Origin of the sequence: Rufibacter ruber, from assembly GCF_014138425.1 — a bacterium.
In the GTDB taxonomy this organism is placed as follows: domain Bacteria; phylum Bacteroidota; class Bacteroidia; order Cytophagales; family Hymenobacteraceae; genus Nibribacter; species Nibribacter ruber_C.
The window spans coordinates 429,245-456,235 of record NZ_JACJIQ010000002.1; the positions used below are offsets into that span (position 1 = coordinate 429,245).

General features: G+C 51.7%; 20 protein-coding genes. 10 read left to right on the forward strand and 10 right to left on the reverse strand.

The window, feature by feature from the left end; translation table 11 throughout:
• The first annotated feature begins 7 nt into the window (after nt 1-7).
• The 4 genes from atpG (at nt 8) to FHS90_RS04310 (ending at nt 4,383) form a co-directional block, all read left to right on the forward strand.
• The gene (atpG, locus tag FHS90_RS04295) at nt 8-898 is read left to right on the forward strand and encodes an ATP synthase F1 subunit gamma (protein ID WP_066835372.1); all 891 of its coding nucleotides are present in this window, start codon (nt 8-10) and stop codon (nt 896-898) included.
• Nucleotides 899-1,094: 196 nt separating this feature from the next.
• On the forward strand, nt 1,095-2,768 hold the full coding sequence (gene pafA, locus FHS90_RS04300; protein ID WP_182511986.1) for an alkaline phosphatase PafA: 1,674 nt from the start codon (nt 1,095-1,097) through the stop codon (nt 2,766-2,768).
• Between the two features lie 40 nt (nt 2,769-2,808).
• The gene (locus FHS90_RS04305; protein WP_066835376.1) at nt 2,809-3,369 is read left to right on the forward strand and encodes an inorganic diphosphatase; all 561 of its coding nucleotides are present in this window, start codon (nt 2,809-2,811) and stop codon (nt 3,367-3,369) included.
• Between the two features lie 165 nt (nt 3,370-3,534).
• On the forward strand, nt 3,535-4,383 hold the full coding sequence (locus FHS90_RS04310; RefSeq protein ID WP_066835378.1) for a UbiA family prenyltransferase: 849 nt from the start codon (nt 3,535-3,537) through the stop codon (nt 4,381-4,383).
• A gap of 52 nt (nt 4,384-4,435) precedes the next feature.
• On the opposite strand, the gene FHS90_RS04315 is transcribed toward FHS90_RS04310, so the two are convergent.
• The 4 genes from FHS90_RS04315 to FHS90_RS04330 all read right to left on the reverse strand — a co-directional run bounded on the left by FHS90_RS04315 (nt 4,436) and on the right by FHS90_RS04330 (nt 9,403).
• Entirely contained in the window at nt 4,436-5,950 is a 1,515-nt protein-coding gene (locus FHS90_RS04315; RefSeq protein ID WP_182511988.1) for an NAD(P)H-hydrate dehydratase, read from the reverse strand.
• Nucleotides 5,951-6,237: 287 nt separating this feature from the next.
• Nucleotides 6,238-7,029: a phosphatase PAP2 family protein gene (locus FHS90_RS04320; RefSeq protein WP_066835382.1), complete on the reverse strand. Its 792-nt coding sequence runs from the start codon at nt 7,027-7,029 to the stop codon at nt 6,238-6,240.
• Nucleotides 7,030-7,344: 315 nt separating this feature from the next.
• Nucleotides 7,345-8,187, reverse strand: coding sequence for a phosphatase PAP2 family protein (locus FHS90_RS04325; RefSeq protein ID WP_066835384.1), 843 nt, complete (start codon nt 8,185-8,187; stop codon nt 7,345-7,347).
• A 271-nt stretch (nt 8,188-8,458) separates the two neighbouring features.
• Nucleotides 8,459-9,403 carry a hypothetical protein gene (locus FHS90_RS04330; protein ID WP_182511990.1) on the reverse strand — a complete coding sequence of 315 codons (945 nt, stop codon included), beginning with the start codon at nt 9,401-9,403 and terminating at the stop codon, nt 8,459-8,461.
• Between the two features lie 368 nt (nt 9,404-9,771).
• On the opposite strand from FHS90_RS04330, the gene FHS90_RS04335 reads away from it, so the two are divergent.
• Nucleotides 9,772-11,193, forward strand: a complete 1,422-nt coding sequence (locus FHS90_RS04335) for a thioredoxin-like domain-containing protein (RefSeq protein WP_182511992.1) — start codon at nt 9,772-9,774, stop codon at nt 11,191-11,193.
• A gap of 261 nt (nt 11,194-11,454) precedes the next feature.
• Here FHS90_RS04335 and FHS90_RS04340 read toward each other — a convergent pair whose 3' ends face one another.
• Together FHS90_RS04340 and FHS90_RS04345 are read right to left on the reverse strand one after the other, a co-directional pair.
• The gene (locus tag FHS90_RS04340; RefSeq protein ID WP_066835389.1) at nt 11,455-12,018 is read right to left on the reverse strand and encodes a DinB family protein; all 564 of its coding nucleotides are present in this window, start codon (nt 12,016-12,018) and stop codon (nt 11,455-11,457) included.
• Between the two features lie 71 nt (nt 12,019-12,089).
• The gene (locus FHS90_RS04345; RefSeq protein ID WP_182511994.1) at nt 12,090-12,650 is read right to left on the reverse strand and encodes a Crp/Fnr family transcriptional regulator; all 561 of its coding nucleotides are present in this window, start codon (nt 12,648-12,650) and stop codon (nt 12,090-12,092) included.
• 216 nt (nt 12,651-12,866) lie between these two features.
• On the opposite strand from FHS90_RS04345, the gene sdaAA reads away from it, so the two are divergent.
• The 5 genes from sdaAA to FHS90_RS04370 all read left to right on the forward strand — a co-directional run bounded on the left by sdaAA (nt 12,867) and on the right by FHS90_RS04370 (nt 22,632).
• On the forward strand, nt 12,867-13,772 hold the full coding sequence (gene sdaAA, locus FHS90_RS04350; protein ID WP_066835391.1) for an L-serine ammonia-lyase, iron-sulfur-dependent, subunit alpha: 906 nt from the start codon (nt 12,867-12,869) through the stop codon (nt 13,770-13,772).
• 448 nt (nt 13,773-14,220) lie between these two features.
• The gene (gene prmA, locus FHS90_RS04355; RefSeq protein WP_182511996.1) at nt 14,221-15,054 is read left to right on the forward strand and encodes a 50S ribosomal protein L11 methyltransferase; all 834 of its coding nucleotides are present in this window, start codon (nt 14,221-14,223) and stop codon (nt 15,052-15,054) included.
• 20 nt (nt 15,055-15,074) lie between these two features.
• On the forward strand, nt 15,075-20,327 hold the full coding sequence (locus FHS90_RS04360) for a hypothetical protein (RefSeq protein WP_182511998.1): 5,253 nt from the start codon (nt 15,075-15,077) through the stop codon (nt 20,325-20,327).
• A 223-nt stretch (nt 20,328-20,550) separates the two neighbouring features.
• Entirely contained in the window at nt 20,551-21,189 is a 639-nt protein-coding gene (plsY, locus tag FHS90_RS04365; protein ID WP_066835397.1) for a glycerol-3-phosphate 1-O-acyltransferase PlsY, read from the forward strand.
• Between the two features lie 72 nt (nt 21,190-21,261).
• Nucleotides 21,262-22,632: a dipeptidase gene (locus tag FHS90_RS04370; protein WP_066835411.1), complete on the forward strand. Its 1,371-nt coding sequence runs from the start codon at nt 21,262-21,264 to the stop codon at nt 22,630-22,632.
• A 101-nt stretch (nt 22,633-22,733) separates the two neighbouring features.
• Here FHS90_RS04370 and FHS90_RS04375 read toward each other — a convergent pair whose 3' ends face one another.
• The 4 genes from FHS90_RS04375 to FHS90_RS04390 all read right to left on the reverse strand — a co-directional run bounded on the left by FHS90_RS04375 (nt 22,734) and on the right by FHS90_RS04390 (nt 26,008).
• On the reverse strand, nt 22,734-23,384 hold the full coding sequence (locus tag FHS90_RS04375) for a porin family protein (RefSeq protein WP_220482976.1): 651 nt from the start codon (nt 23,382-23,384) through the stop codon (nt 22,734-22,736).
• A gap of 283 nt (nt 23,385-23,667) precedes the next feature.
• Entirely contained in the window at nt 23,668-24,321 is a 654-nt protein-coding gene (locus FHS90_RS04380) for a porin family protein (protein WP_182512000.1), read from the reverse strand.
• Between the two features lie 264 nt (nt 24,322-24,585).
• On the reverse strand, nt 24,586-25,161 hold the full coding sequence (locus FHS90_RS04385) for a porin family protein (RefSeq protein ID WP_066835401.1): 576 nt from the start codon (nt 25,159-25,161) through the stop codon (nt 24,586-24,588).
• A 103-nt stretch (nt 25,162-25,264) separates the two neighbouring features.
• The gene (locus FHS90_RS04390) at nt 25,265-26,008 is read right to left on the reverse strand and encodes a porin family protein (protein ID WP_066839861.1); all 744 of its coding nucleotides are present in this window, start codon (nt 26,006-26,008) and stop codon (nt 25,265-25,267) included.
• Between the last annotated feature and the right edge of the window lie 983 nt (nt 26,009-26,991).

A 26,991-nucleotide genomic window follows, 5' to 3' on the forward strand; every position in this document is an offset into this window, starting at 1 on the left:
ACTATTAATGGCTAGTTTAAAAGAAGTACGTAACCGAATCGTTTCTGTAGGCTCCACGCAGCAGATCACCAAAGCCATGAAAATGGTGGCGGCGGCTAAATTGCGCCGGGCTCAGGATAACATCATTCGTATGCGCCCATACGCCCAGCGGCTGAACAATATTTTGACTAACCTTTCCAGCGTACAGGGAGAGGCGGGGCAGAATGTGTATGCGCAGAAACGTGACGTGCAGCGGGTGTTGATCATTGCCGTTACCTCAGACAGAGGGTTGTGCGGTGCCTTCAACAGCAACGTTATGAAAGCGGTCAACAACCTGATCAATGAGCGCTACAGAGACCTGCAAGCGGCAGGGAATGTAGAGATCATGGCTATCGGGAAGAAAGGGCACGAGTATTTCCAGAAGCGTAACTTCACCATGCCCGGTGATTATACCGGCGTGTTTGGGAAGCTGTCTTTTGAAACCGTACGGGTTGCCGCTGAAGAAGCCATGGAAGGGTTCAGAACCGGGTACTATGACCAGGTAGACATTGTCTACAACGAGTTCAAAAACGTGGCTACCCAAATCATCCGGACAGAGCAGTTCCTGCCTATTCAGGAGAGTGTGGAGGAGCAGGGGACGGCTCAAGCCGAGTCTGACTATATCTTTGAGCCTTCTAAAGAGGAGATTCTGGAGCAGTTGATTCCTAAATCATTAAAGATTCAGGTGTATAAAGCTGTGTTAGAGTCTAACGCCTCTGAGCACGGTGCCCGTATGACTGCCATGGACAAAGCCACTGAGAATGCCGGTGAACTCCTGAAACAATTGAAACTTACCTATAACCGAACGCGCCAAGCGGCCATTACCACTGAGATCCTGGAGATTGTGGGTGGTGCAGAGGCGCTTGCAGCCGGAAGATAAGTTTAACCTATACCTCATACAGCAGCGCCCATTGATGAAATGGGCGCTTTGCTTTTATACCTATCCCATGTTACCTCCATATTAAATTTGGAGATGTTTGCTAAAATGGGTGGAGGTCTGGCAAAGCAAAGATATATTTACGTTTTTGAGCCGTTTTCAGAAAAATAGCTAATAAACGCAGGCCAAAACAACCAAAATGGGAAAAGGAACAAAGAAACTTTGGATTTTCTTCATAGCCATCTTGTTAGGGGGGCTTCCGGCAGAGGCACAGAAAAAGAAGAAGTCTGGGAGCCGCGTGCCTGAGCAGCCAAAGCTGGTGGTGGGGATTGTGGTAGACCAGATGCGGTATGATTATCTCTACCGCTATTGGGACAAATACTCCAATGAGGGCTTTAAGCGCCTGCTCCGGGAAGGGTTTAACTTCCGGGATAACCACTATAACTACGTTCCCACCTATACGGGGCCAGGGCATGCCTCTATCTATACGGGTACCACGCCTGCCTTTCATGGAATAGTGGGCAATGACTGGTACAACCGTGAAACCGGGCGCAATACGTACTGTGCCGAAGACAAAAGTGTTAAAACGGTGGGTAGTTCAAGTAAGGCAGGTGAGATGTCACCGGTCAACATGATTGCCTCTACCATTACAGATGAGTTGAAGCTGGCTACCAACCAAAAGAGCAAAGTGATTGGGTTAAGCTTAAAGGACAGAGGCTCTATTCTTCCTGCGGGCCATGCCGCCAATGCCGCTTACTGGTATGACGGTAGCAATGGCAGCATGATCAGCAGTACATATTACATGCAGGATTTACCTGAGTGGGTGAAAGCTTTTAATAAACGTAACCTGGCAGATCAATACCTGAGCCAGCCATGGACCACGCTGCGCCCCCTGGAGCAGTACACCGCCAGTACCGCAGATGATCAGCCGTTTGAAGGAACCTTTGCTGGGGAGCAGAAACCTGTTTTCCCCCATAATATTCCGGCTTACCGGGGTAAAACCTTTGACATGCTGCGCGCTATCCCGGCAGGCAACACCTATACAAAAGAATTTGCCGTTGAGGCCATCAAGGCAGAGAGCATGGGGAAAGGGGCTGTAACAGATTTCCTGGCTGTTAGCTTCTCCACCACAGATTATGTGGGGCATCAGTTCGGCCCAAATTCTATTGAGGTAGAAGATACTTACTTGCGCCTTGACCAGGATCTGGCTGATTTCCTGAAGTTTATTGACGGCCATCTGGGGAAAGAAAACGTTCTTGTCTTCCTGACGTCTGACCATGGCGGTGCCCATAACCCAACCTACTTGCAGCAATTGCGTATTCCGGCTGGTACCACCAATAACATAGTCATGGCTGACACCCTGGAGAAAAGGCTGAACCAAAAGTTTGGAAAAGCTGATTGGGTGAGTAAGTTTATGAACCAGCAGGTCTACCTCAACCATAACGTAATAGAGAGCAAAAAAGTAAACCTGATAGAGGTACAGGAGGAGGTTGCCAGAATTATGATGCGCTTGCCGGGAGTGGCCCGTGTGTTTACGGCAGATAACCTGCTCCGTAGTAATTGGACGGCCGGCCTGGGTATGATGGTGGAGAAAGGCTTCATGTACGCCCGCTCCGGAGATGTGATGGTGGTTCTGCAGCCCGGGTGGTATGACAACTACGGCCGGGCCGTAGTTAAAGGCACCAGCCACGGGAGCTCCTATGGCTATGACACCCATGTGCCGCTGCTCTGGTATGGCTGGCAAATACCAGCCGGTGAAACAACCGTAAGGACCCACATTACAGATATAGCCCCAAGTTTAGCCGCCTGGCTGCGCATTCAGGAGCCTAATGGCACCATGGGCCGTTCATTAGTAGAGTACGTCCGGAAATAAGGGTTTCTGGGCGAGAGGATAGATTAGATAAAAAAGTAAGATGTTAGAAACTTCACAAACCGCCAGCAATCCTTGGCATGATGTACATTACGGCGAAGATGCGCCAAAAGTGGTGACCGGTATTATTGAGATCCCCAAAGGGTCTAAAGCAAAATATGAGTTAGATAAAGACAGCGGCCTGCTTAAATTAGACCGCGTGTTGTTTTCAGCGGTACATTACCCCGCCAACTATGGTTTTATTCCGCAGACCTACTGTGATGACAAAGACCCGCTTGATATCCTGGTGCTCTGCTCTATTGATGTGGCCCCTATGTGCCTCATTGACGCCAAAGTGATTGGGGTGATGCAGATGATTGACAACAACGAGGAAGATGATAAAATCATTGCGGTTGCTGCCAATGATATGTCTGTGAAACACATCAATGACATCTCTGAGTTGCCTCCACACACCCTGTTGGAGATCCAGCGTTTCTTTGAAGACTATAAGAAGCTGGAGAACAAAGAAGTGATTGTAGAAAACTTCCTGGGTAGGGAAGATGCCTACCGCATTATTGAGCAAAGCATTGAGCTGTACAACACCACGTTCAGAGCCAACAGCTAAGCTGTAGAGAACAGAATAACAGAAACGCCGCTCTCCTGCAAAGGGGCGGCGTTTTTTATTGGAGACGCAAGAAAAATACCCCTTGTTTAAAATATTGTTGCACCTATATAGTTTACAGCCGTATTTTGCCTAGGTAGAGGCGTTCTCTCCAGACAGAAGATTTGCATGCGGTTTGCCCTGAACACCCTTAATTTTATTCTGTACAGTAACGTGTTCATCTCTGTTTGCGCAACGGGGCTGGTGTGGGAGACCTATCTGCTGAACCAGATGCCCATCTCACTGCGCATGGGGGGCATTGTCTTCTTCGCCACCTTGTTCGTCTATAACATAGACAGCCTGTTGCCTTACAAGTTCAACCAGGACGTGCCGCTCACGCCCCGTACCGAGTGGATTCAGAGCAACCGGCTGGTCTTGATGTCTGTGGCCCTGGCCAGCGCCCTTTGTACCTTTACCCTGTATTGGACCAGCCTCTTTGACCTCAACTTCTGGTTCCTCCTGCACCTGGTGGTAGTGGCGGGGCTTTATTCTGTACCTGTTATCCCAGACCGGGAAAACTACATTCCCCTGAGAGACATCCCGCTCCTGAAAGTATTCCTGATTGCTTATGTATGGTCAGCCATCACGGTGCAACTGCCCCTCATGGAAGCAGGGCAGGATCTGTTCTCCACTAACAGTTTGGTGTTGTTTGCACGCCGCTTTCTGTTCATCTTCGCGCTGACGCTGGTATTTGATATCAGAGACGTGCAAAAAGACGCGCTCACCGGTACTGTGACTTTCCCGGTAAAATTTGGGATAGAACAGACCAAGCGACTGGCATTGCTGTCACTGTTCTTGTTCGCGCTGTTGCTGCCCGCCGGGCTGTCTGTTCCGGAGCGGCTGGCCTTGGGGCTTTCTGGGGTTGGGGCGGCACTGGTGGTTTGGTATGCCCATGAAACCCGTTCACCTTACTACTTCCTCATTCTAGCTGATGGCATGATGCTTGTCCAGTTCCTGCTGGTGTGGCTGGTACTGTAACCAAAAGGCGTTTCTGGCCTGTTTTTCTGAAAACAGGCCGAAAACAGGAATACTACTTTTCCTGCTGCAGCACCCGCTGGAAGGCTGCCCCCAAATATCTGTAAAGATCTGAGGCGATCAGCGAAATCTGGCCCTCTTTCTCAGCGGCCACATCACCTGCCAGGCCGTGCAGGTACACACCCAGCAGACACGTCTCCAGCGCTGAATATCCCTGCGCCCGCAGCCCCGTCAAAATTCCCGTGAGCACATCTCCTGTACCGCCGGTGGCCATGCCCGCATTGCCGGTGCTGTTAAAGTAGAATTCGCCGCTGGGCGTGCCAATACATGTGTGGGCGCCTTTGAGCACTACAAAACACTGGTGTTCCCGGCAGAAGCTGTGCAGCAGCTGCAGCCGGTGGAAATCATTTTTGGCGGGCCCCACCAACCGCTCAAACTCTTTGGGGTGCGGTGTGAGAATACTGTCTGCGGGAAGGTTTGTTAACAGCATTCTGTCTGCGGCCAGCAGGTTGAGCGCGTCGGCATCCAGAACCAATGGCGGCAACGGGTTTCTGAACAGCTGCTCCATGGCCACCCTTGACTCCTCTGCCTGCCCTAGGCCCGGGCCAATGCCCAGGCAGTCATATTTCTTCAGATCTGAAGGAAAGGTAGAAAAGTGAAATTCATGGGCGTCAATGAGGGCCATGGCTTCGGGCACCGCCGTCTGTAGAATGGAGTATCCCGCCTGAGGTACTTGTACTGTCAGCAGCCCCAGCCCCGCCCGCAGGGCAGCCTGTGCGGCCAAGGTGGCGGCCCCCATCTTGCCATAGCTTCCGCCAATTAACAAGGCATGGCCAAAGGTGCCCTTGTGGGAGAACTTTAGCCGGGGGCGTAGGAGCTGTTTTATCTTATGGAGGGTCACCAAGGCATAAGGAGAGGGCACTTGCTGTAAGAAGCCCGGGTGCAGCCCAATAGGAACCACCTGCCACTCCCCCACATAGGTGCCAGAGGCTGGGAGCAGAAACGCCAGCTTAGGCTGTTCAAAGGAAACGGTGTACGCAGCCTGCACCACCTGGCTCCCGGGTGGGGTAGGTTCATCTGCAAACAGACCTGAAGGAATGTCAACGGCCACTACCGTGGCACTGCCTGAGTTGAGGTGCGCAACCAACTGCGCGTAGATTCCCTCTAAGGGCCGTGTCAGCCTAGAGCCAAATAGGGCGTCTAGCACCACTGCCTGGGTAGACAAGGCAGGGAAATCTTCTGGAGACTGAAGGTTGGCTTGTGAGATTTCTTCTGGGAGCCGCTCTAAGTTTTGGGTAAAGTCTGCAGAGCGCTTTTGCTCCGGACCGGTTAGGAAAACATAGACATCATACGCCCGCTGGTGCAGCAAACGGGCAGCAGCCAAGCCATCGCCGCCGTTGTTGCCGGGGCCGCAGAAAATATAGAAAGGCCGCTCCCGCTGGAAATGCTGCTCCAGCCACTGCACCAGCGCCGTAGCCGCCCGCTCCATCAAGTCCAGGGAGGAGATGGGTTCCTGGGCAATGGTGTAGGCATCAGCGTCTCGGGTTTGGGCGGCAGAGAGAATTTTCATGGGAACTGGTTTATCGTAAATGGTGCCTTTCTGGGAGTAGTTTCGGCTTTGCCGCTTTTCCTCTTGCGTAGAGCTGGTTTTTCTTTTTAAGGTGGTAAACTCAACTGGCAGTGTAAGGTTCTACCGTGTTCGGCTTGAGCTTGTGAACAGCACTGCAAAAGCATTAAGTGATGAAGGTAAATACTTGCTTGCTTTGACCGGCAAAGGCGGCAGGCACATAGGCACCTGGCGGGCATTGCGGTGAACACGCAGACTACAGCAAAAATTGCGCATTCACAACTAACAATCTAAAACTGAAGGGCGAATCCCATTCCCAGTTCGCCGTTGGGGAGAACGGTGGGGGCGAGGGTGGCGTTCAGGCCTTTGTTCCGCATGATACGGTCATGCACAAAATATACGGCATTGACAGAGAGAATGCCTATGCCGGCACCGGCCAGCACATCAGACATCCAGTGTTCATTGTTCAGAACGCGCATGACCCCCGTGGCCGAGGCAATGGTGTAGCTCCCCACGCTGATCCAGGGGCTCTTGTCTCTGAACTCTTTGTCTACAATGGTGGCAATGGTAAAGGCATACGAGGTATGGCCCGAAGGGAAGGCCCTTGGTTCGCCGTTAGGCCGCTCAACCCCCGTTGAGATCTTGATAGGATAGGTCATGGCCGTAGTCAACAACCCCGAAGCCAGCAGCAACCCCGTTTGCCTTCTGATGTCATGCTTGTTCTGTGACGAGAAGAGGTTAAAGCTGTACAAGCCAACAATGGGCACAAAAAACAGATAATCGTCTGCCTTGGTCTGGAAGTTGGGGAATGCCCGGCGTGCATCACGGCTGGCGTCATAGCTGCTGTAAAACCCGTTGTCTCTTATGGTGGAGATACCGGCTGCAATGAGAATAACAGAGGGAACTACCGCCCTTTTTATAAACCTCCCCGTCTTAGACTGACTGTCTTGGGCGGCGGGTGTAGCCGTCACCTCTCTGGCGGCAACAACTGCAGAGGTGTCTGTGGCCTGGTTCTGGGCCACGGCCCCCAAGGTGAAAGAAACCCAGAGGAGATGCGTTGTGATAAACTTGGTTAGCGCCACGGTCTTCTTTGTTATAGGGTAGCTGCGTCGGTTAGGAGCATCATCAAAATAGGGGAACCCGGGTTACTGTAACCGGTTTTGTGCGTAGAGCCTGTTTAAAATAAGTCTTTCGTGCTGCCAAGGGTCCCGCCAGGAACCTGCCTTGCCGCATTTTTTGCCTGGTAGCACTGCTCCCAGGCAAAAAAACTCATCTGGAGAACCTCCCTTTGCCCCGCTTCAACAATAATGACAACATGTAAACATGCCCTTAAGTTGATTGCCTGTTTTAGGGCTGTTTTCCCAAAAGTAGCCCTAAAACAGGAAACAGTGTATATGTTAGTTCAACGGAATCACCATGGCCACCCCCGGCGTGCCGTTAAACATCACAGTTGGCACCACTTGTGCGTTGAAGCCTCTGTTCTTGAACCAGCGGTCATGCGCCAGGTACACCAGGTTGGTAGACAGTATGCCTACGCCGGCACCCGCCAGTACATCTGAGAACCAGTGGGCGTCATTGAGCACCCGCATCATACCGGTAACCCCGGCGGTGGTGTAACTGGCAATGCCAATCCATTTGCTTTTCCCCCTGAACTCGCGGCTCACCATGGTGGCTACCACAAAGGCGTACGTAGTGTGGCCGGAAGGAAAGGAGTAGCTGTTCTCCTCGTTGGGGCGGGGCACTGCCGTCACTTTTTTCAGAGGCCACAGCAGGGCAGAGGCCAGCGCCGCTGATCCCGCCAGCAGCCCCACCTGGCGCGTGACATCGTGCCGGTTCTGAGACGAGAAAATATCAAACACCAACAGCCCGGCCGCCGGTGCGAAGATCAGGAAGTCATCAACATCTGATTTAAAATTAGGGAACGGCTTGGTTCTGAAGTCATATCTGAAGTCTTGCCGGTCATACAGGCCGTTGTCAATCATAAGCAGGCCCACCCCAACAAAGATGGCGGGGGCAATAAGCCTTTTGCGCAGCGCCCCTTTCTGTAAGGCAGGGTCAAGCGTAGAGACAGGCACCCCGGCCTTGGTGGTATCTGGTTCCGTTAACGTCACCGTGGTCTGCAGCGTGTCTGACGTCACCTGCGCCAGGGCCGGGGCTGGCAGTAAGGCGAACCATAGGCAAGGCACTAGCGCTAGGTGGCGCAGTGACTCAAGGAGATTGAAGGTAGGAATCTGTGTCATAACAAACGTGGTCTGGTGAGTAGAACTTCCGTTTGTACGCGCAAACAGTGGTCTAGTTATCCTTCACCATATTTTGCAGATTCCCCCCCTTCCGCCCGCGGCCGGTCCATTGCCTTGGGAACAAAGCGCCGGGGCCGGGCATGTTGTACAGCCGAGCGGTTCTTACGGGAGAGGCGGTGGCTTGCCGGCGGGTGTGGCAGTTTTGCCTGGGGCTATTGCGGAAGGTGCTGTTTTGGGGCTGTTTTCCTAAAAGTAGCCCTAAAACAGAATGCTATTTTCCCTCTTCAAGTGGGGCGAAAAACCTTGTCTCCGCATAAAAGCTGTTTTCTTTAAAGGAGACATGCAGCTGCATAGAATACCGGCTGGGCTGTTGGTCTACCAGGGCAGGCTGCCATTTTCCAGTGCTGGCCACTATTTTTTTAAGGTGTTCAACCAGAGAAGGCGGTGGGGTGCCAAAGGAGTTGGAGGGGTGAATGTTGACTACCTCGCCTTGCGTATTCACCTCAAAATTGATGTTGACAATGCCCGTGAAAAGAGTTTCTTCTGCACTGCGGGGCCGGTTTCTGATCTGGGCAACTATTTCTTTGTTGAGATTTTCATTCCCGCCCCTATACCAAGGAACCTTGATGGCACGCTTGTCCCTGGGCTTGACCACTACACAATTGGGGCTGAATAGAAATGTTTCGCCTTTGAGCACCTGATCTGGCTCTTGCAAAAACCTGAACCGGGTCTTGTCCTGGTAGGTGTCTCTGGGGGAGGTGCCTTTGGTAAATTTACCCTCTTTGAATTTTTCCTGAAAGTAGACGTACCCGTCTCTTCTGTGGTATAGCCAATTGCCCTCCATTAACCCGTTCTTGACCTTGCCTTCTATGATATCAAAGTTCTCAATCTTTACTGTCCCGTTTCCATTGGCTACTGTTTGCTTTCCGTCCCGGTCCCAGGCTTCTAAGACATAGAGGGAGTCCTGGGAAAACCTTAGGGTGATCTGTGGCTTCCCGTTTTCATACCAGTAATACCAAAGCCCTTGCCTCTTATTGTCTGCATAGTGGCCGCTAAAGGCCGGGAGGCCGGTTCTATGGTGGTAACCTGAAAACAGGCCCTCTTTCTTCCTGTTTTCATAGTTGCCGGTGAACGTAACCACACTGTCTCTGGAGAGGTCTTTCACGGCACCGGTGAAAAAGCCGTCTGGGGTTAACCTGGTGTAGCGGTACGTCACAGCGCACTGCGGTTTCACTAAGTGCCACCCTGCCTCATAATAGAACACCACACTGTCTGGCCCCAATTGTCTGTAAGAGACGGTATAATCATCTTTGGCCGTAGTTTCCTGGCCCCAACACGGTAAGAACGGCAGGAATGGGAAAGCCAGCCCTAGAAGAATCTGCTTTGAAAACCTTATGAAATGCCTGCTCAGGAACATATAGGATATAAAATGAGTATTAAATCAGGAAATCTGAAAGAATGTTTTTGATAGAAGAAGGGACCGTACAAAAATAAGGTTTCAACGCAATAGTTGGTAGACAGAATTCTGCTAGTTATCTGGTTTCTGAAAAGATTAATTGAATACACATATACCACTTTAAACGCATGCTTACCGGACGCGTCAATGCCCCTGAGATCAACACCCGCCACGGCTGGCTCAACACAGATCGGGACTACACGCTCAAAGACTTCAGGGGGAAGGTTGTACTGCTGGATTTCTGGACCTTTGGGTGTATTAACTGCCAGCACCTGCTGCCAGACCTGAAGCGCCTGGAGCAGGAGTACCCCACTGAACTGGTGGTCATTGGCGTGCACTCAGCCAAGTTTGACGCTGAAAAACGAACGGCTGCCATACGGCAGGCCATCCTTAAATTTGGGATTTCCCACCCCGTGGTCAATGACGCCGACTTTGAGGTCTGGAAGCAGTACGCGGTCAACGCGTGGCCAACGGTGGTGCTCATTGACCCCAACGGCAAGGTGGTGGGGCAGAAGTCAGGCGAAGGGATCTATGACATTATCAAACCGTATCTGGAGGAACTGATCCAGACGTTTGGAGATCGTTTGAACCGGGACCCGCTGCCTTTCATCAAAGAAAAACCAGTAGAAGCCCCTTTACGCTTTCCCTCTAAACTCATGGCAGATGACACCGGCCACCTGTACCTCGCAGACAGCGGGCACCACCGCCTGCTCAGGCTCACACCTCAGGGGCAGGTGGTGGCGGTCATTGGCAGCGGTCGGCAGGGGTTCACCAACGGCGGCTACGCCGAAGCCCAATTTAATGAGCCGCACGGGTTGGCGCTGCACGGCCAGTTTCTGTACGTGGCAGATGCCAAGAACAATGCCATCAGAAAAGTAAACCTTGCCACCCGGCAAGTAACCACCGTTGCCGGAACCGGGGAGTTGAGCTATTATTTCTTCTATGAGCAGGTGGGTGTGCCGGTGAACCCCAACAGCCCCTGGGACCTGGCCGTGGTAGAAGACCAGCTCTACATTGCCAGCGCCGGCAACCACCAGCTCCTGCGTCTGGACCTGGCCACTGAGAAAGTCTTCCGCTTTGCGGGCACCGGCCGCGAAGCCCTCGCAGACGGCCCCCTCCCTGATGCCGCTTTTAATCAACCCAGCGGGCTCGCCCTTATCAACCACACGCTCTATGTGGCAGACCCAGAGGCCAGCGCCGTGCGGGCCGTTGACCTGTGCCAAGGCACCGTGACCACCCTCATAGGCCGCGGCCTGTTTGAGTTTGGAGATGAAGACGGCGATTTTGATGAGGCTTACCTGCAGCACTGTCTGGGCATTGCCGCGCATGCCGGGAATTTATTTCTGGCAGACACTTACAACGGGAAGATTAAGTTTCTGGACCTGGAAAGGCAACGCATCAAAACCATAGTCTCCGGGCTGGAGGAACCCAATGATGTGCTGGTGCACCAAGGGTATCTCTGGATTACCAACACCAACGCCCATGAACTCTGGCGGGTGCACCTGGAGACCTGGGAGCGGGAAGTGGTAGACGTGCGGTTGCCTCTGTGATCTTGAGCAGATAAGTTTTGCGTTTTGGAGCTGTTTTAAGAAAAACAGCTCCAAAACAGGACCTGAGCTGATAACAGGTACAAACAGACGCTTGCGGCAGTGACGGAGTTATCCCAGAACCGCGTTCCCTGCTACGGCCAACCTACCCGACGCTGAGTGGCTGCCCCGCTGTTAAAAGCAGAGAGGCTTCTGCATACGAAGAGCCTGTTCCCCTGAAAGGAGAAATTTGGTGATGGTTTTAACCGCGGTTCTGTAACACCATCACGCCACCAAACCAACAGGCACCTGTGCCAGTGCCCGCTGGGCCTGCCGTACGTGGCGCTGCTGGTGCAGAACCACAAACGCGAAAGCCTCGCCGGTGCGCAGCTTCAGGAGCCGGAAGAACTCTACCGGTATGGTTTTCTGATTGAGATCGGCTTTGGCTGCAGCGGTTAATAGATATAGCAGCTTTTCCTGGTGTTGCAGAAACTCAGGAAGGACCTCTGGGGAAAGAGTGCTGTGGCGCGGGTTCATGTGTTGAAGCGTCTTGTGCTTCTTCACGTTGCCGGGGTTGACCAAATCCAGCGACTTCCTGCCCAGCCAGGAATACCGCACGGGCTGGGGCTCAGAAAGCGCGGGAGCGGCCGCCACGGCTTTTTCTAAATACGGAAGGTAAAAGCGGCTGTAGCGGTTCAGGTGCTCCAGGCACTCCAAGATGCTCCAGCCGGTGGCGTGGGGCTTGAAGTGGAGTGCGGCGTCTTCCAATGTCAGGAACTCTGTTGAAACAGTGCCTTGTAGCGCCTGTACCTGCGTCTGGAGCTGTGAGAGAAGGGTAGAGGTGTCCATATGTGCTTGTCGTTTTCTTGCGGGCAAAGGTAGCGGGCGGGGCAACGGCAAACCTTGACCAGAATCAAGATTTACAGAATACGGCTCAGCGTCTCTGGGGTCATGCGCAGGTACGAGGCAATGTACTTGCGGGGCACCAGCTGAAAGATGTGCGGGCTTCGGGCCAGTAAGCGTTGCAGCCGCTGCTCAGGAGTAAGGAGCTGCAGGTCAATCTCGCGCTCCATCTTTCCCATGAGTGCCTTCTCCAGCTCCAGCCGCCAGAATTTGCCAAATACCGGCCGTTTTTCCTGAATTGTGTCAAAATCAGATTTAGTGATGGCCAGCAGCTCAGCCTTGCGTAGCGCCTGAATGCAGTACGTAGACGGCTGCTGCGTCACCAGTGAAGGGAACGCCGTGACCAGCGTGTTGGGGTAGGCAAAACCCACGCAGATGTTCTCTGCCGGGGTGGGGTAATAGAGCCAGAAGGCGCCGCTCAGCACAAAGTACAGGTGCTGCTCCACCTGCCCCTCCCTGACCAGGAAATCGCCCCGGCTCACCGTCACCTTTTTATGCCACAGCGGCACAAAGGCGGCAATGTCATCTGGGGTGAAATAGGGCACTTGTTGAAGCAGTGACGCCAGCATGGGTTGCATTTTGGAGCTGTTTTCAGAAAAGTAAGCCAGAAACAGGCGCTGGTACTAACCCCGGTTTTTTTTCTTTATCAGGTGGGGGAGAGGGTGTAGCAGAAGCCCAGATCTTTCCTGTAAATTTAAAGGTTAATTGCTCCTGCGCAACCTTAAACGCGTAAGGAAGAACCAGAGGGGCACCTTGGTGCGCCTATTGCTAAAACTAACATTCGTATAAACAAGATGGCATTGCTCTTTAATGATTTCAGGAGCTGGGAACAGCACTGCACCGCAACGGGGGAACCGCTGTACCGCCCCGTGCTGGGCTATGAGATAGAACAGAAGGGGCGCACGGAGGAAGAAATATGGGCTGGCCTGGCCCGCGCCTATGAAGTTATGCGTGACGCCGTGCAAACCGGCCTCACCCAAGACATGACCTCCCGCTCCGGCATGGTGAACAACGGCGCCAAGAAAGTAGCCGCGGCCCCGGTGACCGTGCTGTCACCAGAGTTTCAGCAGTTGATCAGCCGCGCCCTGGGGGCCAAGGAGGTGAATTCCTGCATGGGCCGGGTGGTAGCGGCGCCTACCGCGGGGGCTTCAGGCATTCTGCCCGGTATCCTCACCACCATTCAGGACCTGCATACACTGGATGACCGGAAAATTCATGAAGGTCTGCTGGTAGCCGCCGGTATTGCTTTGATCATTGAGCAGAACGCTTCTTTGGCCGGAGCCGTGGGCGGTTGCCAGGCCGAAACCGGCAGTGCGGCTGCCATGGGGGCCGGGGCCATTGTCTATTGCCTGGGCGGTACGGTTGAGCAGACTTTTGCCGCCGTGGCCATTACCATTCAGTGCATGCTGGGTTTGATCTGTGACCCGGTGGCGGGACTGGTGGAGGTGCCGTGCATTGTGCGCAACGCCAGTGCCGCCGCCATTGCCTTCTCCAGCGCCCAGATTGCCATTGCCGGGGTGAACCCGGTGATTCCGGTAGACCAGTGTGTGCTGGCCTTGGGTGAAGTGGGCCAGAGCATGGAAACCAAGTACAAAGAAACCGCCCTGGGCGGACTTGCCAACACCCCCAGAGGTAGGGAAATAGAGAAGCTGGTGCTGGTACAGGACGTGGAGATTCTGCCAGATGAAGACGGTGAGTAAGTGATGAAAGCTGTTTTGGACCTGTTTTCTGAAAAACAGGCCTAAAACAGCTTTCATTTAAGAGCTTCTTTACTTTTTGCTTTTGCAGGCGAGAACGGGGAGCAAAAGGTTCTTCTATCCCGTTTTTAGTGCGGCGTAGCAGCGTTATGGGGCGAGGCAACCGCGAGGGCAGGTTCTATTGAGGCCCGTTTGCAGCGCAAAAGACAAATGGACACAGGGTCTAAGAATTCACAGTTGCCTAAACGGCAATACTCTCCCCCTGAGAGTTTTTTCCAGCATACGCTCCCCCTGATTTCTGCTGAATCTATTGCCATCTCCCGCCATGCACTTACGTTTTAGGCCTCTTTTTCAGAAAATAGGCCTAAAACGTACTTCTTCTTCTGTAATTTCGTTCAATTTAAACTTGGAGCCATCTGCCAGACCAGGTGGCTTCTTCATTCTTTCACCTATGGATTTTATTGAAGTTACCGTTACCGCCGCCCCAGACTACGCAGACATTCTCATTGCAGAACTGGGCGAGCTGGGGTTTGACACCTTTCAGGAGACTGACACCGGGTTTCAGGCCTACATTTATGAAGACCAGTTCTCAGAAGAAGCCGTGCAGGAGGTGCTGGAGCGGTATAAGTTTGCCGGTGCGTTCCCCTATGAGGTGAAAACCATTGCCAAGCAGAACTGGAACGAGGAGTGGGAGAAGAACTTTGAGCCGTTGCTGATTTCAGGGCAGGTGAGCGTGCGGGCAGATTTTCACCCTAAACCAGAGGGAGTCACCTATGACGTGGTAATTACCCCAAAAATGTCTTTCGGCACCGGGCACCATGAGACCACCACGCTCATGATTGAGAACCAATTAACCCTGAATCACGTAGGCAAGCGCGTATTAGACATGGGGTGCGGCACAGGTATCCTGGCCATCATGGCAGAACAGCTGGGCGCGCAAAATGTTTTGGCTGTTGACATTGAAGACTGGACGGTAGAGAACGCCAAAGAAAACGCGGCGCGGAATGGCTGCTCTACCCTGGAGGTGAAATTAGGTGATGCCGCGGTCTTGGCCGCTGAAGCCCCCTTTGACCTGGTGCTGGCGAACATCAACCGCAATGTGCTGCTGGAAGACATGCCTGAGTACAGCCGTCTGCTGCTGCCGCAAGGGCCCCTGGTGCTGAGCGGCTTTTACACAGAAGACCTCCCTGCCATTCAGGCGAAAGCCGAGGAGCAGGGGCTTGCGTTTGAAAGCATGCGAACCAAAAACAACTGGGTTTCAGCGGTTTTTAGAAAAAACGCCTGATAAACGGTATCTTACAACATATGAAGCACTTTACTCTATTCTTATTTCTCTTGCTGGGTTGGGGTGCAGGGTTTGCCCAGAGCTATAAGATAGCCGCAGAGGATCAGCAGCAGTTTATTACAGACGTGAAGGCCATGATGGCCGGCACCAAGAATGAGGCCGCCATACAGGTAGCCAACGGTCTGGAAACCGCCTGGAACAGCGGCAAGGTAAGTGCCTCCCAGAAAGCCAAGGTGATGGACCTGACTCAGCAAATGCTGAAGAGGAAACTGAAGTCCCGTCCGCATTTTGAGCATTTCTTTGGGGCGCTGGCCAGTGGCGTAAATGTGCACCAGTACACGGGAGGTGCTTTGGACCAGTTCCTGAACGTGACTGAGCAGACCCTGCAAAAGCAGGATGCCAAAGTGTATGAGAAGTTTCTGACCAATGCCCACCAGTTCCTGGATTCCAAAACCCTGTTTAAGGGTCCAACCAACGGGTTGCGGGTGCTGGGCGGCAGCTTTGCCTTTGAATACCGCGACGGGACCGCTATTGCCGGGGCCGCCGGTGCCGGCTGGGGCGAGGAGCCTGAGGTTGCGAAAGAAGCGCCGGCCCCAGAGAAACCTGCGGCTGCAAAACCCGCGGCTGCTAAAACAGCACCCAAAAAAGCGGCTCCCAAAAAAGCCGACCCTTGGGATGACTGGGAAGCCCCCAAAGCAGTAGCCGCCGAAGACGACCCGTGGGCGGCGTGGGAAAAGCCTAAGAAGAAAACCGTTCCTAAAAAGACCACGGCCAGCAAGTCTGCCAAAGCTGCCACGCCCACAAAAGAGAAAGCACCGGCCAAGCCCACAGGTACGCCCATTCCCAAAGAAGAGGCGGCCCCAGTGGTGCCAAAGTTTGAGTACATGGCAGATCCGCTACCGGTGTTGGCGGGGCCGGTGGTGGTGTTAAACGGGGCAGATCTGTTTTTTACCACCCCGTTTGACTCGGTGACCATCAAAGGTACCTCCGGGGCCATGTCTTTAGACGGCAAACTGTTTGTGGGCCAGGGCGGGAAATATGTCTGGAACACGTTAGGCGGTGATGCCACGGCAGAGTTTAAAGGATTAGCCATTGATGTGAGCAAAGCCGGCTTCAAAGCCGAAGACGTGACCCTTACTTTCCCGGCGGTGTTGGACAACAGCATCAGGGGAAACCTGGAGTACAAGATGGTTCGGCCCAATGCCAAAGGCGAGAAAGCGTATCCGCGGTTTATTTCCCATACCAATGATGCCAAAATCAAGCGGTTTGGCGCAGACATTCAGTACACGGGCGGTATGTCTTTGAGCGGGAGCACGCTCATGAGTGCCGCCTTAGACGGAAGCCCGTCTACCATCTGGGTGCTGGACGGTGCTGAGAAGAAATTCAGGGCCTCCTCCCGCAACTACACCATCAGTGACAGCCTCATCACCGCGCCCGTGACGTCTATCACCCTCCTGCAGGGGCAGGATTCCATCACCCACCCGGGCGTTAAGTTCAAGTACAACAAAGACGCCAAACGCCTGGTGCTGCTCAACGCAGACGGGGTCTACAAGACTACCCCCTATTACCACTCATACAACCAGGTAGAGTTGGCCACTGACATGGCAGTCTGGAACATTCAGAAGCCCCAGATTGACTTTGCCATTCTAACGGCTAAAAACCAGGTGCCGGCGCAGGTGAACTCTAAAGAATATTTTACAGAGACCCGTTTCCAGCAGATCAAAACCATCTCCAACTTCCATCCGCTGTATGCGGTGGTGGGCTACGGCACTAAATTGGGCAAGCGCTCTTTCTACATGCTGGAGATGGCAGAAGAGACTAAAATCAGGCCTGAGACCCTGCACAACGCCCTCACCACCCTGGTGCAGGGCAACTATGTAGACTATGATCCCAGCACGGGCTACGTGTACCTGAAAGAGAAGGCGTACCACCACGTAGATGCCTCCCGTGACAAGAGAGACTATGACTACATTCACCTGAACGCCTTGTCGCCGGCCGGTAAAAACGCCACCCTTGACATGACTACCGGGGAGCTGCTGCTGAGAGGGGTAAAGAAATTTGCCTTTACTGGTGACTCCTCTGTCATTGCTGAGCCAGACAGCCAGATCGTCAGGATCCAAAAGAACCGGAATATCCTGTTCAACGGCCGGGTCAAGTCAGCCAACTTCACCTTTAAGGGGCAGGAGTTCGTGTTTGACTATGACGGCTTCTTTGTAGACCTGGCTAAGATTGATTCAACTGTATTGACCACCCAGTCAAAAGACAAAGACGGGAAAGTAAAGGAAACGCCTTTTACCCTGGTAAACCGCGGCGGACAAGGGAAGGCCAAATTGTACCTGAATAGGCCAGACAATAAATCAGGGCGTAAAAAAGTGCCGGGATACCCTTCATTAGATGCGGTTTCTGGGGCTACGGTCTACTTTAACAAGCCTGAGATTCTGGGCGGCGTGTATGATACCAGTGTGTATTTCAGCATACCGCCGTTTAAGATTGACAGCATCACCAGCGCCAAAAGTGCCATTGGCTTTAACGGTACCTTCTATTCGGGCGGTATCTTCCCCCCGTTTGATACTAAACTTTCTATTCAGCCAGACGGTGCGCTGGGCTTTGAGTATGTGGTGCCCAAGAATGGCTTTGCCGTGTATGGCGGCAAGGGCCACTTCAATGACACTGTTACCATGAACACCAAAGGCCTGCGCGGCAAAGGGGTTCTTACCTACCAAACCGCCACCATGCATTCGCCGGGGTTTGTGTTCTTTGTAGACTCAGCCGTGACCGAGGTGGGAACCAAAGGTAGTTTCAAGGCAGGTTCTGTGGCGCAGGGGTCCTATCCAAGCGGGTCGTTCAAGAGCTTCAGAATGGACTGGTGGCCGTACCGTGATACGCTGGAAGTGCATTCTAAAGGCAAAGAGCTCATGAGCATGTTCAATGACCGCTTTACCTATAAAGGGATGCTGGGCTTTACCCCGTCTGCGCTGTTTGGTGACGGCGTGGCCGAAAGCAAGGAGGTGGCCATTAAATCACCGCTCTTTATGTTCAAGAAGGGGCTGATTCACGGGAACCGGGCTTCTATGGAGGTGAATTCTTCAGACAAAAAAGTGCCGGCGCTCACCACCTATGACGTGTTCCTGGACTTTTACCTGGATGACGGCTATGCCCAGTATGCGCCAGAGCGGAAAGGCTTTGCCAGCACTGTCTTCCCGCTGGCCCAGTACAAGTCTTCGCTGGGGGGTGGCCGTTGGGATTTCAAAACCAAGAAACTTACCCTTTCCAGCGGAAACGAAGACCTCAACACCTCCTACTTCTACTCCATGAAATCTGGGCCTGATTCCTTGCGGTTCAAAGCTACCGGGGCGGTGTATGATTTGAGTGATTTCACTCTGGTAGCCTCAGGCGTACCTTATATTCCGGTGGGGGACAGCTACCTAATCCCAGACAGCAACCAGGTGCATATTTTAAAGGATGCCAAACTAAAGACCTTCCAGAACGCGGGCATTGCCATGGACTCCGTGCAGAAGCACCACCAGATGGTGCGCGGCGAAGTGCATCTTGACAATGCGTTCGGCCTGACCGGAAACGCCATCTACAAGTTCACCAACTCAGCCTCAGAGGCCTACAACATCAAGTTTGACAACTTTGCCTGGAACCAGCCTGCGCAAGACAAGAAAGCTGAGAAAAAAGGAGAGGCCGCCACGCCGTATTTCCTGGCCTCAGCCACGGTGAAAGAGACAGACACCCTGTTCATCTTGCCCAACGTGCGGTACTACGGTGAAATCAAATTGATGTCTAACCAGAAGCTGCTGAACTTTGACGGGCACGCCAAGCTGCTGTTCAGCGGCAATGAAAGCTCTGACTGGTTTCCGTACAAACGTGATGGCCTGAACCCGGAAGACGTGCGGTTGGAGATCAAAGATCCTAAGCTGGCAGACGGTACCCCGTTAAAAACCGGTATTCACGTAAGCACCGCCACCGGCAAGATCTACAACACCTTTGTGACCAAGAAGCAAGATGACACTGACCTGGACGTGTTTGAGGTAGAAGGTTTGCTCTCTTTCAACAAAGAAGAAAAGAAATTCAAGCTGGGAGATGAAGGCCGGGCCTACGGCAATTCGTACACCGGTAACGTGCTCAAATACAATGATGCCACCAAAGAGGTGACCTATGAGGGCAAGTTCAAGTTGATTGAGCCGGTAAAAGGCTTTGACCTGCAGGTGGCGGGGAGCGGCTCTGGGCGTACAGATAGCAGCCTGTACCAGCTAGACACCTTTATGGCCTTTAACTTTGATGTGCCGGCGCAGGCTGTTGAGAGCATGGCCAAGATTGTGGCTAAGAACGCAGAGGGAGCACCTGAGGCGGTTGATTTGAACAGCCCCACGCTGCCGTACAAGCTGGCCGCCTTCATTGGTGACAAAGGGGTAGAAGATTTCAAAGCCAAAACGGCCAGTACCTATGTGCCGTTTGCGCAGGTTTCATCTAAGCTGGTGCACTCCCTGGTGCTCAATGATGTGAAACTGAAGTGGTCGCCGCAGACCAACGCCTGGTACAGCGTGGGGCCGCTTAGTGTGGCGGGCATTGGCAAGACAGACATTAACGCCAAAATGAACGGGTACATAGAGATCAAGCGCGGTGCCAGCGGTGATGTGGTGTCTCTGTACCTGGAGCCAACGCCTTACTCCTGGTACTACCTGAACTTCTATGAGGGAGGGTTAGGCCTGACTGCCGCCGATGGGGATTTCAACAGCATTATTGCCAACAAGTCAAAAGGTGGCCCGGGCTCCGGCTCGTATAACTTCTACCCGGTAGAGCAGGTGGAGAAGATGGAGTTTGTGAACTACTTCCGGAAGACCTACCTGGGCAAAGGGCCGGTAAAAGAAGTGGTGCAGCCTACCATTGACACCTTTGCCTCAGCAGATGAGGAAGAGGCCTCTGGTAAAAAAGCCAAGAAGAGCAAAAAGAACAAGAAAGACGAAGCAACAGACGCCATGCCTCCCGGCTTTGACACCCCTCCGGCAGAGGAAGCACCGGCTGAAAAGTCTAAGAAGGAGAAGAAGAAAAAAGAGGAGACCCAGCCCGCCGCTGACATTCCGGTAGCTGCCCCGGCCACTGAGGGTGGTTCTGAGAAGAACAGCAAAAAAGACAAAAAGAAGAAGGAGGAAGTAGCCCCGGCCCCAGACATTCCGGTGGCAGAGCCGGAGGAGGGCAAGAAGGAGAAGAAAAAGAAGAAGAAAAAGGAGGAGGAAGAGACCCCGCCAGATATTCAGGTAGGGAACTGACCGCCCGTTGGTGGCTAGTCTTTCCACTGAAAGCCAGAGGAACCCGTTTTTGGCCTGTTTTTCAGAAAACAGGCCAAAAACGGGTTTTCTTTTTAAGGGATCTGCGTAAGCAGGAGGGGCGTAGGTAGAGGCTTTTTCCTATATTTGAAAACTCATTTTATGGCGCAGCGGGCTGTTTCAGTATCATCTGCCGCTAAACCAAACCGTTAACCAGAAGAGTTCTATGGAGTGGATGATCATTGCAGGAGTTGTCTTGGCGGCTTACCTGATAGGGGCCGTGCCTACGGCCGTGTGGGTAGGCAAAAAGTTCTACGGTATTGACGTGCGCCAGCACGGCAGCGGGAACGCAGGGGCCACCAACACGTTTAGGGTGCTGGGCAAAAAACCCGGGGCGCTGGTCATGGCTGTAGATATCTTTAAAGGCTGGGCAGCTACTTCCTTGGCATATCTGCTGGTGCAGTGGGGGGCTGTCACCCCTGACCAGTTGATCCTGTTCAAGATTATCTTGGGTGCGGTGGCGGTGGTAGGGCATATCTTTCCGGTGTACGTGGGTTTTAAAGGAGGCAAGGGCGTGGCCACGCTCATGGGCATGGTGCTGGGCGTGCATTTGACGGCCGCCCTGATCTGCCTGGGTATCTTTCTGGTAGTGCTGCTCATCACCCACTATGTGTCGTTAAGTTCTATGACCGCGGCCGTTTGCTTTCCTCTTCTTCTGTTGCTGCCCTCTTTCAGGCCAGAGGAGCCCATGCTCTTTGTCTTTGCTATCTTAATTGCCCTAATGGTAATCTGGACGCACCGCAAGAACATTACCCGTCTGCTGCAGGGCGTGGAAAGCAAGATTTACCTCTTCGGCAAAAAATAAATGTTTCAACAGAAGCCATTCCTGCTCAGGGTGGCTTTTTTATTCTACACACCTCTCACCAAACCATCTGCTATGAACGCTTACATAGAAGAGAATAAAGACCGTTTCATTCAGGAACTGCTGGACCTGCTGCGTATCCCGTCTGTGAGTGCTGACCCCGCTTTTAAAGGCGATGTACTAAAAGCCGCTGACTTCCTGAGGGAGAAGCTGGCGCAGGCCGGAGCTGAAAACGCCCAGTTGTTTGAGACCGCCGGCAACCCCATTGTGTATGCCGAAAAAATCATAGACCCCGCACTGCCCACGGTTCTGGTGTACGGCCACTATGACGTGCAGCCCGCTGACCCCTATGAACTGTGGGACTCGCCGCCGTTTGAGCCGGTGATCAAAGATGAAAAAATCTATGCCCGCGGGGCCTGTGATGACAAAGGCCAGACCTATATGCACGTGAAAGCTTTTGAGGCCATGATGCAGCACCAGGCGCTGCCGTGCAACGTGAAGTTCATGATTGAGGGCGAAGAGGAAGTAGGCTCTGTGAACCTGGCCACTTTTGTGAAAGAGAACAAAGATCGGCTGAAAGCCGATGTGATTGTGATCTCAGACACGGGTATGCTGGCCAATGACATCCCGTCTGTCACTACCGGCCTGCGTGGCCTCAGCTACCATGAGGTGGAGGTGACAGGGCCCAACCGGGATCTGCACTCCGGGCTGTACGGCGGGGCGGTGGCCAACCCCATCAACATTCTCTGCAAGATGATTGCCTCCTTGCATGATGAGAACAACCACATCACCATTCCCGGTTTCTATGATGACGTAGAGGAACTGAGCCAGGAGGAGCGGGCCGAGATGGCGCGGGCGCCGTTCAGCCTGGAGGCTTATAAAAAAGCCCTTGATTTGCCTGATGTGCACGGCGAGGAAGGCTATGTGACCATGGAGCGCAATTCTATTAGACCAACCCTGGATGTGAACGGTATCTGGGGCGGGTACACGGGTGAGGGAGCCAAGACGGTGATTCCGTCTAAAGCGTATGCCAAGATTTCTATGCGCCTGGTGCCGCACCAGAGCCATGAGGAGATCAGTGCATTGTTTCAGAAGCATTTTGAGTCTATTGCCCCGCCTAGCGTGAAAGTAGTGGTGAAACCGCACCATGGCGGAGAACCGGTGGTGACGCCTACCACGTCGGCGGGATACCAGGCGGCGGCCAAGGCCATGGAAGATACGTTTGGCAAAAAGCCGGTGCCGGTGCGCAGCGGGGGCAGTATTCCTATTGTGGCCATGTTCAAGTCTGAGCTGGGGCTGGATACGGTGCTGATGGGCTTCGGGCTGGACTCTGATGCCATTCACTCGCCCAATGAGCACTATGGCATTTTCAACTTCATGAAAGGTATAGAAACCATTCCCAGGTTCTACCAGCACTTTGCGCAGCTGCACCAGGCGCAGGCGTAGTTTCTGTTTTAAGGCTGTTTTCAGAAAAACAGCCTTAAAACAGAAACCCCGTTGCTCTTTGGGCAACGGGGTTTTTTATTACCTGTGGGCGTGGGCCAGCTCTATCTGCTGATAGGGAACCCCACAGATAGCTGAAACAAAGAATGGCGGGCGTCTTTGAAGTCTTCATTGTTCATGTTCACTTTTTCTGTGAAGTCAGTGAAGGCGCCGTTGTAGCGCAAGCCCAGGGTGATTCCGCCGGAGGTGGCAAAACCCACGCCTGCGGCATAACCAATTTCAAAATCTGAGTAGTTGTCTTTGCTCTTGGTGCTGGTTTCACTGGTGACCAGTTCGCCGTCAATATATTTCTTGGTCTTGTCATTGATGCTGAGCAGGTAAGATGCCTGCGGACCCGCCTCAAAGAAAAGCGGGCCGGCTTTGACACGGGCCAACACCGGAATATCTATGTAGTTGAAGTTGGCGGAGCCTTCATAGCGGGTTTCGCCCAGCGGCGTGGCAATGACTTTGTCATCATACTTGAACCCTTTGTTTGAGTAAAGCACTTCGGGCTGAATAGAGAAGAAGTCGCCCACAATAGGCGCATTCAGGTATAGGCCGGCATGAAAGCCCAGCTTATTGTTAAAACGTGACTCCTCTTTTAAATCACCAGAAAGGTTGGAGTAATTCACGCCTCCTTTTATCCCGAAACTTGATTGCGCCTGTGCGGCATAAGACGCTACTACGGCGGCCACTAAGATGAATAGCTTTTTCATAATGTTATGAGTTAAATTAGTTCCATTGGTGGGAACTTTATTTCAAAGACTGTGCCTGTTTTTACAAAAGAGAGGTGTGGCTGCTATTTATTTGGTTTTGTTCTTTTGTAAATGCCTCTATATGAGGGGGGCTTATTTGGGAACAGCTGGTTTTGGGAATTTGCTGTTTTTGGGCTGTTTTTCAGAAAACAGCGGCCTGCCCCTGGGGTTGACTGCACCGCTAAAAAAAAGAGGCCGCTCCATGAGCGGCCTCCAGAATAATGGGTGCAAAATGAACGGTGCCTTATCTTCCGCTGGGAAGAAGGAAGCCAACCGTTAATAAGAAGGCTGAATGGCGAGCGTTGGTCAACTCATCCTTATCTTCTTTGGCCAGACTGTTGATGCTGCCGTTGTAACGTAAGCCTATGCTGAGGCCATTCTGCAACTGGTAGCCAATACCGGCCGCATAGCCAATTTCCAGCTCAGAAAGATCGTCTTTGTCAATTACGTCTTTATCTTCATACTTATTGCCGCCAACCTGGATCTCCGTGTTGTTTCTTACCCCTAACAGGTAAGACAGCTGAGGCCCGCCTTCAAAGAACAAACCTCCGGCATTTACTCTAAGTAGCACAGGGAGCTCCAGGTAGTTGAAGTTTACATCACCTTTGTACTTATAATCAACTCCAGCCCTACTGAACTTTTCATCACTGTACTGATATCCCTTTTGAGTATAAAGGAGCTCTGGCTGAATAGACAGGAAGCCGTCACTGGTGAGGGGAAAGTTAGCGGTAAGGCCACCTGTAAACCCAAACTTGTTGTCATAGATGTCCTGGTTGTCCAGATCACCTGAGAGATTAGAGTAGCTTACCCCGGCTTTGATCCCAACTCTAGGCCCGTTTTGTGCTTGAGCAAAGCTGATAGAAAAAGCAGCTGCTATGAATAATACAATCTTTTTCATTGTTTCATTTGGTAATGTAAAACATTGCCATTTATTATATGGCGTTTAAAACAACCCTATATACGGCTATAGCTAGAAAGGTTCTTGTTCTGCATAGGTATTGCAGCTAAGAAACAGATGTTGTTCAGATAAGGTGTTGACTTAGAAAAAGATAAATTTCTATTTATTTTACTTGTTAAAGTAAAGGAGATACCCTTACTTGGAGGGTAACAAAAAAGGCTCCCATTTGTGTGGGAGCCCTTTTTGTTTATAAGAAAAGACGGATTATCTGGTAAATGTGTAACCTACAGATAATAAGAAGTTAGAATTTCTGGTTTTTGAATTTTCTGCAATATCAGACAACCCGCCATTGTAACGAAGGCCAATGCTGATGCCATTCTGTAGCTGATAGCCTATACCTGCGGCATACCCAAAGTCAACTGAATTTACTCCATCAAAATCTCCAGAAATTTCATTTCCGTCTTCATCGTTCATTGTCACTTTTGAAGAGACGTTAAACGATAAAGTTGGGCCTAATTCAAAAAATAGGCCATCAGCATTAATGTGTGCTAGTACTGGTACATCAATGTAGTTTAGTTTTACTTTAGTAGTAATGTCACCTTCCTTTTCCTGCGCACCTTTCATAGTGAAAAGTAACTCGGGTTGAATTGACACCATTTCTGAAATCCCGAAATTGGCGAACAGACCACCATGGCCACCGAATTTATAATCTGCATCAGCACCGTCACCGGCAAAATTGCTTAGGTTCACCCCAGCTTTCAAGCCTAGTTTCAGTCCATCTTGTGCTTGGGCAAAAGAAAAAGTGAAAAATGCGGCAACAAATAATAATAGCTTTTTCATAAAGGTTTTGAGGGTTTAAAAAATAGAAAATTGGTTAATTGTTTTTGATTGATGGTTGTAAGTTAAGTACAGGTTTAAAATAAACATCCTTGGCCAGGTGAATTTATTTAGCACCAAAACTGTAAGCCAATGACAGCTGAAAAACTGAGTTCTTTAGCTTAGACTCATCGTCTTTGAAGACGGTGGTAAACCCGCCGTTATATCGTAAGCCTAACTCCAGGCCATTGCTGAACTGGTAGCCGGCGCCCAGGGCATATCCTAGGTCAATTTTTCTCAGGTCATCTTCGCTGCTAATGACTTCTTCTTTTACATCTCCCTCTTCTTCGGCCCAGAAATCCATGGCCTCTTCAAACTCACGCATATCTATTTTAGACTTGACCAGGTAAGAAACAGTGGGGCCGGCTTCTACAAACAAGTTGCCAGACTGGTAGCGGGCCATTACGGGAACATCAAGGTAGTGCAGCGTCATTTTTGCATGGTACTTCTTCATTTCGAATATGAAACCAAAGCCTCCATTTTCCCAGTCAGAAGGGTCTCCCCAATCTCCTAAGTCAATAGTAGAAAGATCAGGAAACATGAAAGATAACCTGGAGCCTTTCATGGAGTACAGCGCCTCTGGCCGAATAAAGAAATTGTCAGTGATTTTGAAGTTAGCATAAACACCAGCATGAAAGCCCGGCGTATACTTTTTCTTAAAGCCTACCCCCATGTCTTCTTCGTCTGAAGACTCTTCGCCGGTGAACGTGCTATAGCTGAAACCAGCTTTCAAACCAAGCTGTACCCCTGACTGTGCTTGGGCCAAAGCGGCAGAGAAAATGGCTGCCACCAGAATCGCTAATTTTTTCATAGGTTGAGTGAGCTGAAAAGAATAAGGGTTCAGAAGTAGTATGGTTTGTGTAGGGCGTACAGCTATGAAAACAGCAGAAGGAATACCTCTATATTTGCAACCTGTAGCCGTTGCCCTGTATTCCAGACAGAGCTTAGCAAGGTTTCCCCTACGGGCTTCTAAAAAATATTTACAAAAGAAAACGGAGCTGTTCTATTTATAAGGAGTGGTGGGGCAAATGAATTGGCAGAAGGAGCTTAGCCGTAAGAATAGCGTTTCCTGTTTTTGAGCTGATTTTTGAAAAACAGCTCAAAAACAGGAAACGCTAACACCGTAGTCTATATATGTAGATGAATTACTAGTCTACCTCTCTATATATAATCTACCTCTATATAATAGTAGAGGTAGTGTCCTGGTAAAGCATGAGGGCTCGCTCTTATATATATATATATATATATATAGGTAGTGTGCTCAATATATAGAGAGAAGAAGCAGACGGAAGAAAGAGAGTGAACCATCATTCTGCAAGCGTGCGGGAGAAGCTGAATCCAACCTAATAATTAAAGCCACTTTCTTGTGATAAGGTAAGAGATAGTAGAAGTTGCGATATAGTAAAGCAGTTAGCAAACTATCCCTCCATTATAAAGAAGAGAAATGATCTGTAAAAGTAGGAGGCGAAACTCCTCTTATAGAGAGATAAAAGCGGATTGCCACAAAAGGTAGGTACGCATCACTACTTGGGTGACGCAGTAGAGCTTAAGCTCACAGACCTTTCTGTTAAACTGATATAGCTGTAAATCCCCATGTAAAGCGTCAAATTGCCACAATATAGATTGTAAAGGCATGGCGCCGTCAGCCGGGAAACCCAGAGGCGGGCAGCTTCCTGCACTGCAGAGCAGGCGGGGAGACAATTTTTCAGGAAAAAACTTCCAGTGGGGAACTGGCTGAGGCTGAGGCGGGTTCTGTCTCAGCGCCCGCCGCGGGCGGCGTCCGTGGGGGCTCAA